General features: G+C 28.9%; 18 protein-coding genes. All 18 read right to left on the reverse strand.

Annotated elements, in window-relative coordinates; all coding sequences use genetic code 11:
* Positions 1 to 58: 58 nt before the first annotated feature.
* Positions 59 to 943: a glucose-1-phosphate thymidylyltransferase RfbA gene (rfbA, locus tag BUC29_RS11905; protein WP_073416384.1), complete on the reverse strand. Its 885-nt coding sequence runs from the start codon at positions 941 to 943 to the stop codon at positions 59 to 61.
* A 42-nt stretch (positions 944 to 985) separates the two neighbouring features.
* On the reverse strand, positions 986 to 1,831 hold the full coding sequence (gene rfbD / locus BUC29_RS11910) for a dTDP-4-dehydrorhamnose reductase (RefSeq protein ID WP_073416385.1): 846 nt from the start codon (positions 1,829 to 1,831) through the stop codon (positions 986 to 988).
* Entirely contained in the window at positions 1,831 to 2,379 is a 549-nt protein-coding gene (rfbC, locus tag BUC29_RS11915; RefSeq protein WP_073416386.1) for a dTDP-4-dehydrorhamnose 3,5-epimerase, read from the reverse strand. The genes rfbD and rfbC overlap by 1 nt, the downstream gene beginning before the upstream one ends.
* Positions 2,380 to 2,406: 27 nt before the next feature.
* Positions 2,407 to 3,540 carry a DegT/DnrJ/EryC1/StrS family aminotransferase gene (locus BUC29_RS11920; RefSeq protein WP_073416387.1) on the reverse strand — a complete coding sequence of 378 codons (1,134 nt, stop codon included), beginning with the start codon at positions 3,538 to 3,540 and terminating at the stop codon, positions 2,407 to 2,409.
* Positions 3,533 to 3,958 (reverse strand): cupin domain-containing protein, encoded by a 426-nt coding sequence (locus tag BUC29_RS11925; RefSeq protein WP_073416388.1) that lies wholly within the window; start codon positions 3,956 to 3,958, stop codon positions 3,533 to 3,535. Before BUC29_RS11925 ends, BUC29_RS11920 begins: the two co-directional genes overlap by 8 nt.
* Positions 3,955 to 4,920: an MraY family glycosyltransferase gene (locus BUC29_RS11930; protein ID WP_073416389.1), complete on the reverse strand. Its 966-nt coding sequence runs from the start codon at positions 4,918 to 4,920 to the stop codon at positions 3,955 to 3,957. The genes BUC29_RS11925 and BUC29_RS11930 overlap by 4 nt, the downstream gene beginning before the upstream one ends.
* Positions 4,921 to 4,938: 18 nt before the next feature.
* Positions 4,939 to 5,871 (reverse strand): GDP-L-fucose synthase family protein, encoded by a 933-nt coding sequence (locus tag BUC29_RS11935; protein WP_073416390.1) that lies wholly within the window; start codon positions 5,869 to 5,871, stop codon positions 4,939 to 4,941.
* A gap of 48 nt (positions 5,872 to 5,919) precedes the next feature.
* A complete protein-coding gene (gene gmd, locus BUC29_RS11940) occupies positions 5,920 to 7,038 on the reverse strand; it encodes a GDP-mannose 4,6-dehydratase (protein ID WP_073416391.1) in 1,119 nt (372 codons plus the stop codon).
* A gap of 23 nt (positions 7,039 to 7,061) precedes the next feature.
* Positions 7,062 to 7,961 carry an NAD-dependent epimerase/dehydratase family protein gene (locus tag BUC29_RS11945; protein ID WP_073416392.1) on the reverse strand — a complete coding sequence of 300 codons (900 nt, stop codon included), beginning with the start codon at positions 7,959 to 7,961 and terminating at the stop codon, positions 7,062 to 7,064.
* Entirely contained in the window at positions 7,958 to 8,701 is a 744-nt protein-coding gene (locus BUC29_RS11950; protein ID WP_073416393.1) for a glycosyltransferase family 2 protein, read from the reverse strand. The genes BUC29_RS11945 and BUC29_RS11950 overlap by 4 nt, the downstream gene beginning before the upstream one ends.
* Positions 8,698 to 9,669: an NAD-dependent epimerase/dehydratase family protein gene (locus BUC29_RS11955; RefSeq protein ID WP_073416394.1), complete on the reverse strand. Its 972-nt coding sequence runs from the start codon at positions 9,667 to 9,669 to the stop codon at positions 8,698 to 8,700. Before BUC29_RS11955 ends, BUC29_RS11950 begins: the two co-directional genes overlap by 4 nt.
* Positions 9,670 to 9,691: 22 nt before the next feature.
* The gene (locus tag BUC29_RS11960) at positions 9,692 to 10,810 is read right to left on the reverse strand and encodes a glycosyltransferase family 4 protein (RefSeq protein ID WP_073416395.1); all 1,119 of its coding nucleotides are present in this window, start codon (positions 10,808 to 10,810) and stop codon (positions 9,692 to 9,694) included.
* Positions 10,811 to 10,872: 62 nt separating this feature from the next.
* A complete protein-coding gene (locus tag BUC29_RS11965) occupies positions 10,873 to 11,700 on the reverse strand; it encodes a glycosyltransferase family 2 protein (RefSeq protein WP_073416396.1) in 828 nt (275 codons plus the stop codon).
* Positions 11,663 to 12,916 (reverse strand): hypothetical protein, encoded by a 1,254-nt coding sequence (locus BUC29_RS11970; protein WP_073416397.1) that lies wholly within the window; start codon positions 12,914 to 12,916, stop codon positions 11,663 to 11,665. Before BUC29_RS11970 ends, BUC29_RS11965 begins: the two co-directional genes overlap by 38 nt.
* Positions 12,916 to 14,169: a glycosyltransferase family 4 protein gene (locus BUC29_RS11975; RefSeq protein WP_073416398.1), complete on the reverse strand. Its 1,254-nt coding sequence runs from the start codon at positions 14,167 to 14,169 to the stop codon at positions 12,916 to 12,918. The genes BUC29_RS11970 and BUC29_RS11975 overlap by 1 nt, the downstream gene beginning before the upstream one ends.
* Before the next feature lie 110 nt (positions 14,170 to 14,279).
* Positions 14,280 to 15,308, reverse strand: coding sequence for a hypothetical protein (locus BUC29_RS11980; RefSeq protein WP_139260490.1), 1,029 nt, complete (start codon positions 15,306 to 15,308; stop codon positions 14,280 to 14,282).
* Positions 15,305 to 16,711, reverse strand: a complete 1,407-nt coding sequence (locus BUC29_RS11985; protein ID WP_073416400.1) for a lipopolysaccharide biosynthesis protein — start codon at positions 16,709 to 16,711, stop codon at positions 15,305 to 15,307. The genes BUC29_RS11980 and BUC29_RS11985 overlap by 4 nt, the downstream gene beginning before the upstream one ends.
* A gap of 45 nt (positions 16,712 to 16,756) precedes the next feature.
* The gene (locus BUC29_RS11990) at positions 16,757 to 17,782 is read right to left on the reverse strand and encodes a hypothetical protein (RefSeq protein WP_073416401.1); all 1,026 of its coding nucleotides are present in this window, start codon (positions 17,780 to 17,782) and stop codon (positions 16,757 to 16,759) included.
* Positions 17,783 to 17,785: the final 3 nt, after the last annotated feature.

Raw genomic sequence — 17,785 nt, forward strand, 5'->3', positions numbered from 1 at the left:
TTTGTATAGTTAACAAAAATACAAATTAAAGGTTTAAAATTTTACTTATTAATTAAAATTAAACTTTAGAGCCTTTTTTCTTTTGTTCTAAAAATTCTAGTAAATATGCTCCATAACCAGATTTTACTAAAGGCAAGGCTAAATTCTCTAATTGCTCGTCATTAATAAATCCTTGTCTCCATGCTACTTCTTCAATACAGCCAACCTTTAAACCTTGTCTTTCTTCAAGTACCTGCACAAATTGACCTGCCTGCATTAAACTATTAAAAGTTCCAGTATCAAGCCAAGCGGTACCACGGCTCAAAATACCTACTTTTAGTGCTTTTCTTTCTAAATATACTTTATTAACATCAGTAATTTCATATTCTCCACGTGCACTTGGTTGAATATTTTTTGCAATTTCTACTACTGAATTATCATAAAAATATAATCCTGGAACAGCGAAATTAGATTTAGGATTCTCTGGTTTTTCTTCAATACTTATGGCATTAAAATTTTGATCAAACTCTACAACACCATAGCGTTCAGGATCTGAAACGTGATATGCAAATACAACTCCTCCTTTTGGTTTTGTATTAGACTTAAGTAATTGTTGCATATTAGCTCCAAAAAATATATTATCGCCTAAAATTAGAGCTACATCATCATTCCCAATAAATTTTTCACCAATAACAAAAGCCTGTGCCAAACCATTTGGCACTGGTTGTTCTGCATAACTAAATTTACAGCCTAAAGTTGAGCCATCACCAAGTAATTTTTTAAAATTTGGTAAATCATGCGGTGTCGATATAATTAATATTTCATTAATTCCTGACATTATCAACGTTGATAATGGATAATAAATCATTGGTTTATCGTAAACTGGCATCATCTGTTTACTCATTGCAAGTGTAAGTGGGTGTAAACGCGTGCCAGAACCTCCAGCTAAAATTATTCCTTTCATAGTATATCTTTAATTTAAGAAACTATTAATCTTGAAGTCAGTTTATATAAACATTTTTTTTAGACTTTCCTTATAATTAGGAATATGTAAATTATAAATTGATTTTATTTTTTCTTTATTTAATAACGAAAACTTCGGACGCTTTGCAAGGGTTGGGTATAATGATGCTGAAATCCCTTTAACATTGCATTTATACCTCCCAAAATTTTTTATTGTCAACGCAAATTCATACCAGCTTATTTCTCCTTCATTTGAAAAATTATAAATTCCTGGAATCCATTGTGGGGATTGTATAATTTGAATCATAGCATCTGCCAAATCAGCGGCATAGGTTGGTGAACCAACTTGATCATTCACTACACTAATTTCTTCTCTCTCTTGCATTAATCGCTGCATCGTTTTAACAAAATTGTTTCCAAATTTACTATAGACCCAAGAAGTTCTTATAATAATTGAATTCGGATTTTCTTTCAAACAAGCTATTTCACCTGCTAATTTACTTTCTCCATATACATTTATAGGATTTGTTTCTGAATCTTCATTTAAAGCTATTGAAGAAGTACCGTCAAAAACATAATCGGTGGAAATATGAATTAAATCTACTTTATTTTTCTCAGAATATTTAGCAATTACTTCTATTGCTAAATGATTTATTGTAAAAACTAATTCTTTTTCAGTTTCGGCTTTATCAACTGCTGTATAAGCTCCACAATTAAAAATTATATCTGGTTTAATTTCTGTTAACTGGTCATGAAGCAAATCCAAGTTATCTAATGTTACTTGGTCTCTATCTGCAAAAATCCATTCATATTTAGAATATTTTTTAGACAAAACCGCTATTTCAGATCCTAATTGCCCATTTGCTCCAGATACTAATATTCTTTTCATCAAAATAAACTGTTACAACTTTCAATAAAAGGAAGTGACTGATCTTTTTCAGAAATAATAGCATCTTTTAAGTCAATTCTCCAATCGATATGCAATGAGGGATCATTAAATTTTATTCCTCCTTCTGATTCTTTGTTATAAAATTGATCGCATTTGTACATTACTGACGCTGTTTCGCTAATAACCGAAAAACCATGGGCAAAACCTTGAGGAACTAATAATTGTTTTTTATTTTCTTCAGATAATAAAATAGTAAATACTTTCCCATAAGTTAAAGATTTTTTTCTTAAATCTACAACAACATCTATAATTTCTCCCTCCAACACACGAACTAGTTTCGTTTGCGCAAAAGGAGGATTTTGATAATGAAGTCCTCTTAAAGTTCCATACCTTGAGAATGATTGATTATCCTGAACAAAATCGATTTCAATTCCTGAATCTTTAAATTTTATTTTACTATAAGATTCAAAAAAATATCCTCTCTGATCTTTAAATATTGTAGGTTCAATAATTAATAAATCCTTTAGAAATGTTTCTATAATTTTCATATTGAATTGTAATTCTCTTTTTTGATCTTAATTGAAAAAACTTGTTATTACTTTTTCAATTCTATCCTTATTTTCCATCGTAAGATTCGACCCTGAAGGTAGACATAAGCCTGTTTCAAACAATTGTTCAGCTACTTTATTTCCATAGTATGGATATTTTTCAAATAAAGGTTGCAAATGCATTGGTTTCCAAAGTGGGCGACTCTCAATATTTTCTTCTTCTAATCTTAATCTAAAAGCTTCTCTTTTCTCATTTTTAGAATCTGCTCTAATCAAAATAGCATTTAGCCAATAATTGGAAAAAAAATCATCATTAGCAGCTTCAAAAAGTTCAACTTCCTTAAAAGGCTGAAGAATATTTTTATAAAATAAATGATTATCTCTTCTTTTCTCAATGTTTTTATCCAGCATTTTAATCTGTCCCAAACCAATTCCTGCACAAATGTTACTCATTCTATAGTTGTAACCTATTTCACTATGTTGATAATGTGATGCTTTATCTTTTGACTGAGTGGCATAAAAAATCGCTTTTTCTTTTAGATTAGATGAATTACAAATTAATGCTCCTCCACTTGATGTTGTTATGATTTTATTGCCATTAAATGATAAAATTCCAAAAGTCCCAAATGTACCACATTTCTTACCTTTATATTGACTCCCTAAAGCTTCGGCACTATCTTCTATAACTGGAATTTCATATTTATCAGCTATTGCATGAACTTCATCAACTTTATAAGGCATTCCATATAAATGAACTGCAATTATCGCTTTTGGTTTTTTGCCTTTTTTAATTCGATCTTTTATAGCAATTTCCATCATTTCCGGACAGATATTCCATGTTTCAGACTCACTATCAACAAAAATAGGAATAGCTCCCTGATATAAAATAGGATTTGTTGATGCTGCAAATGTCATAGATTGACATATAACCTCATCACCAGTTTTTATTCCTAATAGAATTAATGCTAAATGAATGGCCGATGTTCCAGAATTTAAAGCAGCTATAAAAGGAATGTCATTAAAATAGCTTTGAAGTTGATTTTCAAAATCATTGACATTTGGCCCGCCTGAAGTTATCCAATTTGAATCTAATGCTTTTTGAACATATTTATGCTCAAAACCACTTTGTTCTGGTAGTGATAAATAGATTTTGTCATTCATTTATATTCCAATAATCAGAAGGGTAACGTGCATCATCCTCTTTTACCTTTGTCAAAGGTAAAGTAGAAAATGAAATTAATTTTGAATTGGATTCTAACGATTGCACAGCATTTGCATAACCGGGCGGAATTTGTACAATTTTACTATCTCCCTCAGAAACTATTATCGTTTCTACCGGAAGATTCTTAGAAGGGCTTTCCCAATTATCAATTTTGACAAAATGGATTTTAAAAGATCCACTTACACAATAAAAATTTTTCGAATCTAATTTATGCCCCTGCCAGGCACGAATAGGGTTTTCTTCTGAATTAGTAATGATATAAAATCTTTCAATATCATTAAAACTAAAATCATTTACGTATGAAATAGTTCCTCTGTGATCTGAAAAATTTCCTCCCTGAATTACTTCTGGACTCATACTTGTAATTTCAAGTTGCTTTTATTTATTAAATAAAATTTTAAAGAATACACCAAAAGTAGTGGAACAATTATAATCGCAAATAATATATAATCGCTTATTTTTTGATAAAATGATATTACTAAAATAGAAATTCCAATTTGTGCCAATGCATAATATAGCGAAACTAATCTATGCTGTATTTTGTATTCATTGCTTAGAATTTGGTAGAAATGTAAACGATGCGCTTCAAATATATTTTGTTTTAAATAAAGCCTGTGTAAAATAGTACAAATAGCATCCACTCCATAAACTGCTAAAAACAAGAGCCAAATAATAGTATTTGTGCTTAAAATTAATTTTAAAACTAAATAAATAATCCAAAATGCAATTGCGATACTACCAACATCTCCTGCAAAACATTTAGCCTTTTTTCTGTAATTAAAAAACAAAAACACCAGACTTGCAATCATTCCATATTTTATGAAACTGCCATCTGTAAACAGTTGAATTTTGGTATTAACATATAATAAAGATCCAAGTACAACTAAAGTATAAAGTCCTGTTATACCATTAATACCGTCCATAAAATTATAAGCATTTATTAATCCAATGGCAAGTACGTAAGATATAACAACTCCCCAAATTGGTATAAGAGTAAACAAGTTGAGATCTAAGAAAATCAATGTAATTGCAAGAAAATGAATAGAAATTCTAATTTTATTGGAAAGACTTTGAATATCATCCCAAAAACTTACTAAACTCACTAAAGTAATTCCTGTAAAGAAAAAGTAATTAGTCTCTATATTTTGTACAAAATATAACAAAGAAGAAAACCAAAAAATAATTCCGCCACCTCGTAAAGTTATTTCTGTATGAGAGCTTCTTTGATTTGGCTTATCAATTATATTAAATCGATCTGCTACTCTAAAATAAAGTAACATCAAAACCATTAAAATTAAGCCTATTATTATGTATTGCATTTTTTATTAATCCTTTGTTTATTCCCAATTAGTATCTTTAATTTCATCATAAACTTTCTGAATTCCTTCTTCTAAAGTTATCGTTGCTTTCCAGCCAAAACTATTCAATTTAGAAACATCCATTAATTTACGCGGAGTACCATCTGGTTTCGTTGTATCAGTCAAAATTTCACCTTCAAAACCAACAATCTTTTTAACTAAAATTGCCAAATCTAAAATAGAAATATCTTCACCCACACCTATATTAACCAAACCAGAATCATTATAGTTTTCCATTAAAAATAAGCAGGCTTCTGCAAGATCATCTGCATGCAAAAATTCTCTTTTAGGACTACCTGTACCCCAAATTGTTACAGAAGCATCACTATTGCGTTTTGCTGTAATGAACTTTCTTAACATCGCTGGTAATACGTGTGAGTTTTTTAGATCATAATTATCATTTGGACCATATAAATTTGTTGGCATTACCGAGATAAAATTGCATCCAAACTGGTCTCTGTAGGCATCACACATTTTTATTCCTGCAATTTTCGCAATCGCATAAGGCTCATTTGTAGGTTCTAATTCTCCTGTTAGCATATATTCTTCTTTCAATGGCTGAGGAGCCATTTTAGGATATATACATGACGAACCTAGGAACATCAGTTTATCGACTTTATTTAAATAAGATTGATGAATAATATTATTTTGTATCATCAAATTTTCATATATAAAATCTGCTTTATAGGTGTTATTAGCAATAATTCCTCCAACTTTTGCGGCGGCTAAAAAAACATATTTAGGTTTTTCTTTCTCAAAAAAATCAGCTACCGCTTGTTGATTTCTAAGATCAAGTTCTGATGAAGTTTTTAAAATAAAATTATTAAATCCTTTGCTTTTTAATTGGCGTAAAATAGCTGAACCTACCATTCCTCGATGTCCAGCTATGTATATTTTATCATTTAAATTCATAATACTACAATCTTTATTCAAGAATAAAATTATTGATTTATATCTAACTTAATATTTAATTGTTGATCTCACTTCTTTTAACATCTTTTCTTTTTGTACATATTGAAGATCAGATACCATCATTTCTTTTACAAGTCCTCCTAAATCATATTTCGGAACCCATCCTAATTTTGTTTTTGATTTTGTTGGATCACCAATCAATAAATCTACTTCTGTAGGACGGAAATATTGTGGATCAACAGCAATAACCTGTTTTCCTATTTCAATTTGGTATGCAGGATTACTACACGAAGCAACAAATCCTTTTTCATTCACTCCTTCTCCTTTAAACTCGATGTCTATCCCAACTTCTGCAAATGACATTTTAACAAAATCACGTACATAAGTTGTTTCCCCCATGGCTATTACATAATCTTCAGCAGTGTCTTGTTGCAAAATCCTCCACATTGCTTCTACATAATCTTTGGCATGTCCCCAATCACGCTGAGCATCTAAATTTCCAAGATATAAACAATCTTGCTCACCCAAAGCAATAGCAGCAGTAGCCATGGTAATTTTACGCGTCACAAAAGTTTCCCCTCTACGTGGCGATTCATGATTAAACAAAATTCCATTACAAGCATACATATTATAAGCCTCACGATAATTTTTAGTTATCCAAAAACCATAGATTTTAGCTACTCCATAAGGCGAACGCGGATAAAATGGTGAGTTTTCATCATAAAAACCTTTTTCATTTTTATTTTCTGCCAAACCACCATATAATTCTGATGTTGATGCTTGATAAATACGTGTTTTCTTTTCTAATCCTAAAATACGTACAGCTTCTAAAATTCTTAATGTACCTATTCCATCAACATTTGCAACATATTCTGGTGAATCAAAAGAAACTTTTACATGACTCATTGCTCCTAAATTATAGATTTCATCAGGCTGTACTTCTTGAATAATTCTAATAACATTCGTAGAATCTGTTAAATCTCCATAGTGTAATTTAAAATTCACATGAGCTTCATGTTGATCCTGATAAATATGGTCAATACGTTGTGTATTAAAAGAAGAAGCTCTTCTTTTAACTCCATGAACCATATAACCTTTCTCTAATAATAATTCTGCCAAGTATGAACCATCTTGTCCTGTAATCCCTGTTATAAGAGCTATTTTCATATTCAAATTTTTAACTATTCTATTTATTTTTTATTTTTAAATGACTTAAAAGTAATTGTCAAACCTTCGCGAGTTGATACAGGTAAAGGTTTTTCAATAGCTTTTAATATTTTATTATTACTTACCACGTAATTTTCAGTCAATTTTTGAAGTCTCTCTGAATTTAGAGGTAATTTTAAAAAGTCTCCAACTCTTGAAATCCCATATACAAACGAAGTGGGAATTTTCAAAATATTTGGTTTTTTCTCTAGAGTTTCGCACAAATTTATAATTAATTGATTTGTAGAAAGAGCTAAATCATCTGCAACTTGATAAACGCCAGAAATAATCGATTCGTTTTCAATCATTTCTTTAACTACAAAACAAAGATTTTCTATACTAAGAAATGATCTTTGATTTTCAAAAGAACCAAGCGGCCACGGAATACCCTTTGAAACTATATTATATAAAAGATTTAAATTGCCTTTATTGCCAGGTCCATGAATCATGCAGGGCCTAACAATATATACTCTTTTTCCTTCTGGAAGTTCGTTACTTAAAATATATTGTTCTGCTTTGTATTTTGAAATCCCATAATGAGTTTGGGGATTAGGCGTAATTTCTTCGGTTAATATTCCGTCAACTTTATCAGAAGATGCTTTAACACTGCTCATAAAAACAAAAACACTAGCATCTGAAACTAAAAATGCATCAAATAATTGTTTCGTCAATTCAAAATTTGCCTCATAATAGTCAGATGGCTTCGAAACTTTCTTTAAATCATGTGCTTTACCCGCTAAATGAATTATTGCATCCGTTTCAAATTTGAATTTTTGATCATTTTCAAAACGTACTTTCAATGCATTTATTTCGTGATGATTTCTTAAATAACTCTGAAGGTTTAACCCAACAAAACCCGAAGCCCCTGTAATTGTTACTTTCATTTTTTTAAGAAACCTATTATTTTCCAAAAAAAACGCATTTTAATCTTAAAAGGAGAAAATTCAAGCTGATTCATTTTTAATGCTTTCTGAATTTCTTTTGTAATTAACTTATAAGATGAAGATCCTGAACTACTCAAACCTCCAACAAGCATAGCTGTTGTCGTTATATTTGAATATTTCCATGATATATTATTTTTTAAAAAAAATCTAGTGATCAGCTCGTAATCGGCACCAATTTTAAAACCAAGTTCATAATTGCCAAACTTGGAAAATAATTTTCTTTCAAAAAAAATCGAAGGGTGTGGAGGCATGAATCCTATACGCAATTTTTCAGGACTCCAAAATTTGGATGAATACATCCTCACAACTTTGCCATCTTCTTTATGTTGAATAATATTTCCAACTGAAGCGTCTATATTATTATTTTCATGAAATTTTGCAATTTCTTCTATAACATTGACAGAATAAAAAGTATCGTCAGAATTTAAAATCCCTATTAAATCTCCAGTTGCCAAAGCCAATCCTTTATTCATCGCATCATAAAGTCCTTTATCTGGTTCTGAAATCCATTTAGTTATATTATTTTCATATTTTTTGATAATATCAATTGTATTATCTTTAGAATTACCATCAACAATAATATATTCGATGTTTTGATATCTCTGACTAGCTACAGACTGAATTGTTTTTTCAATTGTTGAGGCGCTATTATAGCAAACAGTTATTATAGAAATTTTCATATTCTTCTATCAAGCATCCATTTTAAAGTTATTTTTACTCCTTCTTTCCTTGAATAAGGTAATATTGGGGCAACTTTATAAGTATTTTCTAAATTTATAATATTATTAGTTGTCATATTACGAAGACGAAATGAACTCATGGGAAAATTTATTTTCAAAAAATTCAAACCATCACCAACGAAAGCAGCAGTTTTAATGACAAAATAAGGTAGTTTTTTAATTTTTTTTCCTAACTCATCTGCAATCTCATTTCCCCATTCTTCGATATTTATTGCTGGATCATCACCTATAAAGAAAACTTTTTCTTGTTCGTTAAGTGTCTCTTTAAAAAGAATATTTTCAATTTGATAAATTGCATTACCTATAAATCCATATGTTTTAGTACAACCTCTATTACCGATGTGAAAATATTTACCTGAAATAACCATTTCAAAAAAATTCTTATATGGCGCACCAAACCATGGTCCCCAGATTGATGTTGGCCTTAAAATTGCCCAATCACAAGCAGGCTTATTATCCCAAACTATTTTTTCTGTTAGTACTTTACTTTCCCCATAAATTGTTGATGGGGTATAATCAAACTGATTTTTCGGATAATAACCTGTGTGACAAACTAACATTGAAGACGTTATTAAAATTTTTTTTAAATTCTTTAATTCATTTGCTATCTTGAGTAAATTATTAACTCCCAGAACATTTGCATTATAGTCTTCTAATTTTTTTCCATCTAAATCAGTTCTAGCAGCAAGATGAACAATATAATCCGGTTCAAACTTTAAAACGATTTCCCTAAAATAATGTAAATCATTAATATCTACTTCTTTCCAATATTTTGACAATTCATCATTTTGCGGTTGTTTAAGGTCAATATTTAAAACTTTATGACCATCGCGAATTAATTTATCTGTCAAATTTGTCCCTATAAATCCCGAACCTCCTGTTATTAATATTTTATGTTTGATAGACATTCCGTTTTAGTCTTTATTTTTTTTAATTTTCTACTCTTTCTAGATATTGTGAGAATAGTGATTTTATTCTAAAATTGAATTGTTCTGGTGAAAATTCTAATTTTGCGTGTTCAATATTGTGTTGTTGAATTTTTAAAAGTGTTTCTAAGTTTTCAAGAAAATATTTTACTGCATTATAGGTACTTTCAACATCATTTGGTTTAACCAGAATACCTTCATCTTTTGTCACAATATCAGATAGAAAATTATGATCTGTTGTAATTACTGCATTTCCTGTTCTCATAGCCTCAACATTAACCAGTCCGAATGATTCTGTTTTAAAGAAAGTCGGAAATAATAGTATATCACTGTTTAAAAATAGTTCCTTTTTATCATTTCCTTTTACTACACCATGATACTTAAATCGTTCGGGATAAATTTGTTGTAGTTTAGATAATTTATCTTCAAACAATAGTTTTACTTCTGCAGATGACATTAAATAATCAGATAAAGGTTCTCCAGCTATATGAAATACAACATTTGTATATTCTGAGGCTATTTTTTCAAATGTATCCAAGGCTACAAAAACACCTTTGCTTTTCATCAAAAAAGAAATATACAATATCTGTATTTCATCTTTTTTATTTTTATGGTTAAAATCAACATCATCTAAAATTGAATCATAACAATTTGGAATGACAATTTTTTTCATATTTGACAATGATAATGGCATCAATTCTTTTTGGCGCTCCGTTACAAAAATTGTCACATCTATTTGCTTATATGCCAAAGTAATTATTTTTGAAAAAATATCATTTTCTTCAAAGAGATCCATAATCTCATTACCATGTAAATGATTTATTACTTTAATCCCACGCAACTTACACAGAAAAAGTAGAAACACATCTTTTATAGCACCTATTTTACTTCTAGTACAAGTAAAATAAACCAAATCAACTTTACGGAAAATTAATATTAAAAAGGTCCTGAATAAAGTTATTAATGTCCCAAAATATTTACTTTTTACATTTGTATCAATTAAAAATTTAGGTTTGATTAAATTATATACAATACTTGAAATCAATGCCTGCCCTCCAATTGGTGGTGGGATTGGACAAAAAAATAAAATGTTTTTTTTCATTATATTTTTATAATTTTTCATTATTTATTAGCTGGTCTTAGCCTTTAAGATTTGTTAGAATAATGAAATAATAATTTGTAATTTTAAATTTCTGATTGATTAAAGTTTTCTTTTTGGGCCCCAGTAATTTTATATTTTAATTTATAAAATTTCACAAAAAATGAATTCGGCATTAATTTTTTAAGTGTTCCTACTAAATATAAATATGAAGTGCTTTTAAAATAGTTGAAATAGTTACTTAAAGAAGGTATTAACGTATTTTTTATTTTTAACCTCTCTTTAAAAACTTTTATTCGATTTATATCTGATAGTCCTCCATTTGAAATAGTGGCTATTTCTTCTGAAATTCTAAGAAAAACAGCTCCCTCTAAATAACTTTTTAATAAGAAATCATAATCGGCACAAATTTTATATTTTAAATTATAATAATTTTTTTGATGTATAGTTCTTTTTATAAGACAGGCCTGATGACTAAAAACCATATCTTTTTTTATATTCTCAATATCATCTGCATCACGAACAAAACTAAAATCTAAATTTTCAGACAATACGTTGTAATTTCCATAAATAATATCAACATTCTTGTTTTGTTCGATGTAACCAGAAATTTTATCTAGAATGTTTTTATCATGAAAAAAATCTCCGGAATTAAGAAAAAGAATCCAGTCTCCTGAACACAATCCAATTCCTTTATTCATAGCATCATAAATCCCGTTATCTTTTTCAGAAACAAAAACATCAATATTATTAATATATTTGTTAATGTTATCTAATGTTGTATCAGTTGATCCACCATCAATTATCAAATATTCTATATTACCATAAGATTGATTAATTACACTTTCGATGGTTCTTGATATATTAATGTGGTCGTTATAAACTACTGTAATAATGGATATTTTTGGTAACATTTTTAAAATTTAATGAAGTTAAGGTTAAGAGACATACTGTTAGATAGGTCAATATTCCTCCAATATAATCAGGTCTTTGTAATATCAAAACTAAATATATCAGACAGCATTTTTGAGGAACTGTCAGCCATCCTCTTTTTTTAAAACAAACATAGATATAATAAAATACATGTAAGGAAAATATTAATCCTCCAATTATCCCATGTATTCCAAATATTCCAAGAAAATTTGCTGACATAAAAGTCCCATAAAACTTACTATCTTCGTTTGAAGCATATGAGATTCCTTGGCCAATTATTGGGGAATCAATAATTGCTTCTTTGGCATTTGATATTAAATTTGATCTATTATCTGCTTGAAAATTGTCCGATGCAGAACCTGGATTAATTATACTCTCTAGTCTTCCTATTGATGACCCATATATAACTCCTTGATATTCGCTATCCAATTGTGAGTATAAATAAACAGAAATAAAAGAAATGAAGAAAAAAGAGATCAAAATTTTTATCAAACTTTTTTTACTTAAATATAATAATCCGTAAAGGGTAAGAATTAAATAAAATGCTACTGAGAATGTAAAAAGTCCCACTATCATTAATGTAGTTTGAATCTTTGTATTTTTTATCGTTAAATCATTTAGCAGTATTCCAACTATTAGATAAAAAGCAAGTGTTCCAGGCTCATCAAAAAAACCTGCCGGACGAATAAATTTACCAAAACCGTAATCAACATTAGTATTTGTAAATGCTATAATAAAATTAAATCCATCCCTTCCATCAGGATTTTGAAAAACTGAATAATACGGCAAATTGATTGTTAAACAAAGTATAAAACATATGGCAGATAGCACTCCCATAACTAGTGTTAACTTAATTAGCAACTTTGATAAAATTTCTATATCCAAAAATAGCAATATATACATATAAATTATGAATGGCACTAAAATTTGAAACAAGAGATTTATATAAGCCAAATCTTTATGCATAAATAAATATATAAATGATGTAAAAATTTGGAATAGAAAGATAAAAGACATAGTTGTATTTACCTTAATATCTTTCAATTTAAGCAAAAGGCCTAGCGTCAAAAGAGTAGTAAACAAAGCCATTATCATTTTTGCAGGCAAATTATAAGCTTGAGCAATCGAGAAAGGAAATGCCATAAAAATAATAATCCATATTACTGCATAACCAATTTTATTATTCTTTAAAACCATTATTGCTTAATTTTATTTGCCATCATATCCTCATACAATTTTATATACTTATCTGTTACATATGAACTGCTAAAACAATTTACAATTTTATTTCTGGAATTTATTGATAAACCAGAATGGTTATTTTCATCTAAAACCCAGTTAATCCCATCAGCTAATTCTTTATTATCAAATGGCTTTGCCAAATAACCCGTTACATTGTGTTCAATTATATCTAACAATCCAGTATGTCCAAAAGCAACAACTGGAGTACCACATGACATTGCTTCAATGGCCACTTGAGGCAATGTTTCCTGTAAACTTGGCAATACAACCACATCAACCGAATTGTATAATGAAACCAAACTAATATCATCATTAAGATGACCAAGATAATGCGTCTTAAATTTTAAAAAGTCTTTCTCTTTAGGCTCACTGCTACCAAAAATCACTAACTCAACATTCTCATTATGTAATAAGTCAAGTGCATTTTTTAATTGTTGATAACCTTTATTAATATCGCTTGTTGCTTCTATAGCTCCAAATAAAACCAATTTTTTATCTTGCGGAAATCTCCATAAATTTCTTGATAGGGTTTTATCAAAAGGGTAAAACAAGTCAGTATCTATGGGATTTGGTATATTTATAATTTTATGATTTCTAAAAAGAGTACTTTTCCTTGCACAATTAGTAATCCATTCACTTAAACCATTAATGACCATATTTGGCATTTTTTTATAAGTCTTCTCTTTTCTTTTGAAAACATCTCTACTTAAATCATTCTCTTTAGTGCTTCCAAGTCTAGGACAGGTTCCGCAATTTCCAGTGTATTTTTCACAATCCCACATAATATGACATCCACCTGTAAAAGCCCAATTGTCATGTAATGTCCAAACAATAGGAGCCTTAATTCGTGCTAAATCTTCCACTTTAAACATACCATTACAAATCCAGTGAAGGTGAACAATGTCAGGATTAGCTGAATTAATTCGATCAACAACATTGTTAAATCCTAACCAAGAAGGACTAAAAAGTATTTTTGTTTTGTTTTTATAAAACCTTAATGGAAGCTGATCTAATATATGTTTAACTTTTGCAAGTAACTCTTGGAAAAGACTAGTGGGAAAAGACTGAACAGTATAATCATCACTTAACTTACGCTGTACAATCATATTACTGTCAATTCCTTTTGATAATAATGATTTGTGCAACCTATAGGCTGCTCTAGCAGCTCCACCAACATTATCATATGAATTAACTATTATTATTTTCATTATTTATAAACCTAATATATTATTAAAGGATTAATTATTTTTTTTTAAATTATTTAATTAATATCAAATCAACAACATTAACTTAAAAAAATTAAAAATTACATTTAAATTCAATTGATTAATTTTCTTAATTCTGATGAGCTTTTTAAATAATTCAGTCCAAAAAAATCATTTACAAAGACTTTGTCTCCCTCAGTCATGTTTTCTACTGAGAAAATAGACATAAGTTTTTCTTGTATTTGATAATAACTTATCATATGATCTTCAATCTTTAAAAAATTTATTTTATTGATATGTTCCTCATTACCCTTTTCATCAGTAACTTTACTTTTTTGATTAATCAGCCTAATTTCTTTTTTTAAGCATAAACAATAAGCGATATAGCTGCCTATCTCATTTGAAAGTACAAAATCTGCCAATTCAATAATAGATCTAAGTCGATTCAAAAAAAATCTGTCATTTATGTGTCCCGCAGTGGTAACTTTGTAACCTTTCCTAATATAGTTTTCTGCCCGGCCAATCTGAATATCTTTCCAATATAAACAAACTAGAACCGTATCAAATTTATTCTTGATCTTGTAATTTTCTATTTCTTTTATAAAGGTATCTGTATCAAAACTACTTATAACGCCATCAATAGAATGAAAGGGAAAAACTAATAATATTTTACCCGTTCCTTTTTTAATTTCATCCTTTTCTTCTCTCGACAATAAAGAATCTGCATAATGAATATAAGGCCCAATTTTAACGATATTCAATTTATCGGAATATTTATTTTTCAATTGTTCTTCTCTGTAATCACTAAATGTTAAAATAATGTCGTTTTTTATATATTGATCAGAAGCAAATGTTGAAAATATAAAACCATGTTCATTTGTGACTCTGCTGTTCAAACTAGACATACCAAGGTATTTAGAAATAACATGATTAAAGCCATAAAATTGTATTTCATTTGGATAAAAAAAAGGAGCAATATTTTTGGCCAATTTATCGTATTCAAAAAGACTCATTTTTTTTCTCAAATTACATTCATTTCTCATTCTCTGAGTTCCATTGTAATTTTTCAACCTTAAAAAGGAATACAAATATTTACGAGATAATGGGTATTGCAAAAAATAATTTATAATCTTCTTTTTCATATTTTTCTTTCATGTCTGTTTTTAAAAAAAAATGTCGCTACGAATACTAATATAATACAAGTTGAAATCAGTTTTAACCTATAGTCAAGATCTACTAAAAATAAAACTATAATAAAACTAAATATTGTCATAAAAAACCAAATTAATGGCTTTAAATCTACAATTGCGCTTTCACGGTAATCTTTCAGGAAGAATACGCCATAACCCATAACTAAATAACTAAAAAAAAGCACATATACAGGAACTTTAAATCCAAGAAATGGAATCAATAAAAAATTTGCAGCAACACAAAATACTCCGGCTCCAAAAGTAACTTTCCAAAGATTACGCGTTTTTTCATTGTAAAATAAAAAGCTTCCTGAACCAAAATACATTGGTCTATAACAATGTCCCATAATAAAAACTACAGCTAGAAAGTATGTTGCTTGCAAATTTTCATTTTTAACTACTATTTGAAAAATTTCTTTCATCCACATGCACCCTAACACTACAGCAATTAAAAAAGCTCCTTGAATTGTCCAAATCAAATTACGAATGTTTAAATATTCTTTATTTCTCATCATTTGAAATAATATAGGAACCACAGCTGTATTTATTGCCCCGACAAATAATGCCATTAAGTTTCCAAAGGTAGCTGCAAAGCCATAAAATCCTATTTGCACTGTAGCCACCATGTAATACTTTAAAATTAAGCTATCGGCAGAACCAAGTAAAAAAGATCCATAGTAATGAGGGATCATTGGTAATGAAACCTTTAACCCATTTTTAATAACTATAGTTTTAAAATGATAGACAGGCTTAATCTTAAGCTTATAATGCAATGGATACCAATAAGATACATTCAAAAGTAATGTTGAAACGCAGGTTGAGAAGAACCAGCCCATATAATGTAGGTTCAATACCACTATTGTAATATAATTTAATACAATTGTAATGAATGATATAATTACTGTTCTAATAACAACTTGCTTAGGCTGTTGGGTTAGTTGATAATACAATTGGCCTAAATCAGCAGTAGGACCAAATAAAACAATAGGAATTACATTAAATACTATTATTAAAAATACATTTCCCTTAGCTTCAATTGGTACAATACAGTAAATTATTCCCGCTAATAGTATTGCATATACTATCATCCATAAATTTAAAAATCCATAAAATTGTGACCATCTTTTTTTATAATGATAATTATGTTTATAGAATGCATTAGTTAAAGGGAGATTTAATCCTAACATGGCCAACACACCAATCAATCCCATACTAGAATTCAAAAGGGATTGAACGCCATAATCTATTGGATTTAAAACTGCCGTAAAAATTGGCAGCATTAGTAAATTAATTATCTTAGGTATAAATGGGGCTAAACCATATATTAAACTATGAGAAATTACTTTTTTGAACATAAAAATGGCATTTCCACTTACAGTGAAAATATAATAGTAATAAATTTAAAACGTAAGTGTAGTTAAATCTATTCGTGAAAGATAAATTGATGTACCTGATTTATTTTCATGGCCTGAATAATAGCTGATCCATAAAATATCATTTTTGAGTACCATCCCAGGGTATGAACAGTCTCCTGCGCTTTTTAAAGTATATAATTTTTTGTATTCATTAGTCGTTAAATCGTAATATCCTAAGATGACTTTATGATTCTCCCTTCCACTTACTAGTAAGCCGTCTTTATAAAATACAAAGTCAGGTCCTCCAAAACTATAAATTGGAATTTCTCCAAACCATTCAAAAGTACTTCCAGAATTTGTTGATTTTCCAATGATTGCTCCTCCATCATCTCTTCGAGAAAGAACATAGAATACACCTTTACTATCTATTTCTAAAGTTGCCTCTGTAGGTATCCCTTTAATATTCTGATCAAAAAACATATTCTGAAAATTAAGCCCGTTTGAACTCGTATAAAAGTCAAAAAAACTATCTTTCCCATAAGCAAAAGAATATGCTTTACCTTTATACCAAGTAATTTTCCAAGGCCATGCCTGATTACCTTCGATTTTACTTGTGTAATCTTTTCTTTTATCTAAAAGAACATTTTGCAAATCATTCCAGCCCTTTTCTTTAGTGTAATCTGATTTAAAATCTTTAAACATAACTAAATTAGTACCTTCATATCGAGATCCATGTACATAAGCCATTAATTTATCACCATTAATTGCAAACATAGCATCTCGTAAATCTAAATTATCTTCTTTAAACTCTCTGATGACACTCCAGTTAATACCATCAGAACTAGTAAGTATCTTAACAATACCGTCAAGTCCTAGTGCATGTTTATCAGATTCTCTATATGAAAGAAACCATTGATTATCAAAAAAAACCAAATCAGTAAAAGCGTTATTCAACCCTTCACTTCTAGTAATTTTTTGAGTATTAATTTTAACCGAATCATCTTCATCTTGTGCAGTGCAGGAAAGACACAATACAAAAGCAAACAAAAAATTTAGTAATTTTAATTTCATATA

The sequence above is a fragment of the Flavobacterium defluvii genome (genome assembly GCF_900129555.1).
In the GTDB taxonomy this organism is placed as follows: domain Bacteria; phylum Bacteroidota; class Bacteroidia; order Flavobacteriales; family Flavobacteriaceae; genus Flavobacterium; species Flavobacterium defluvii.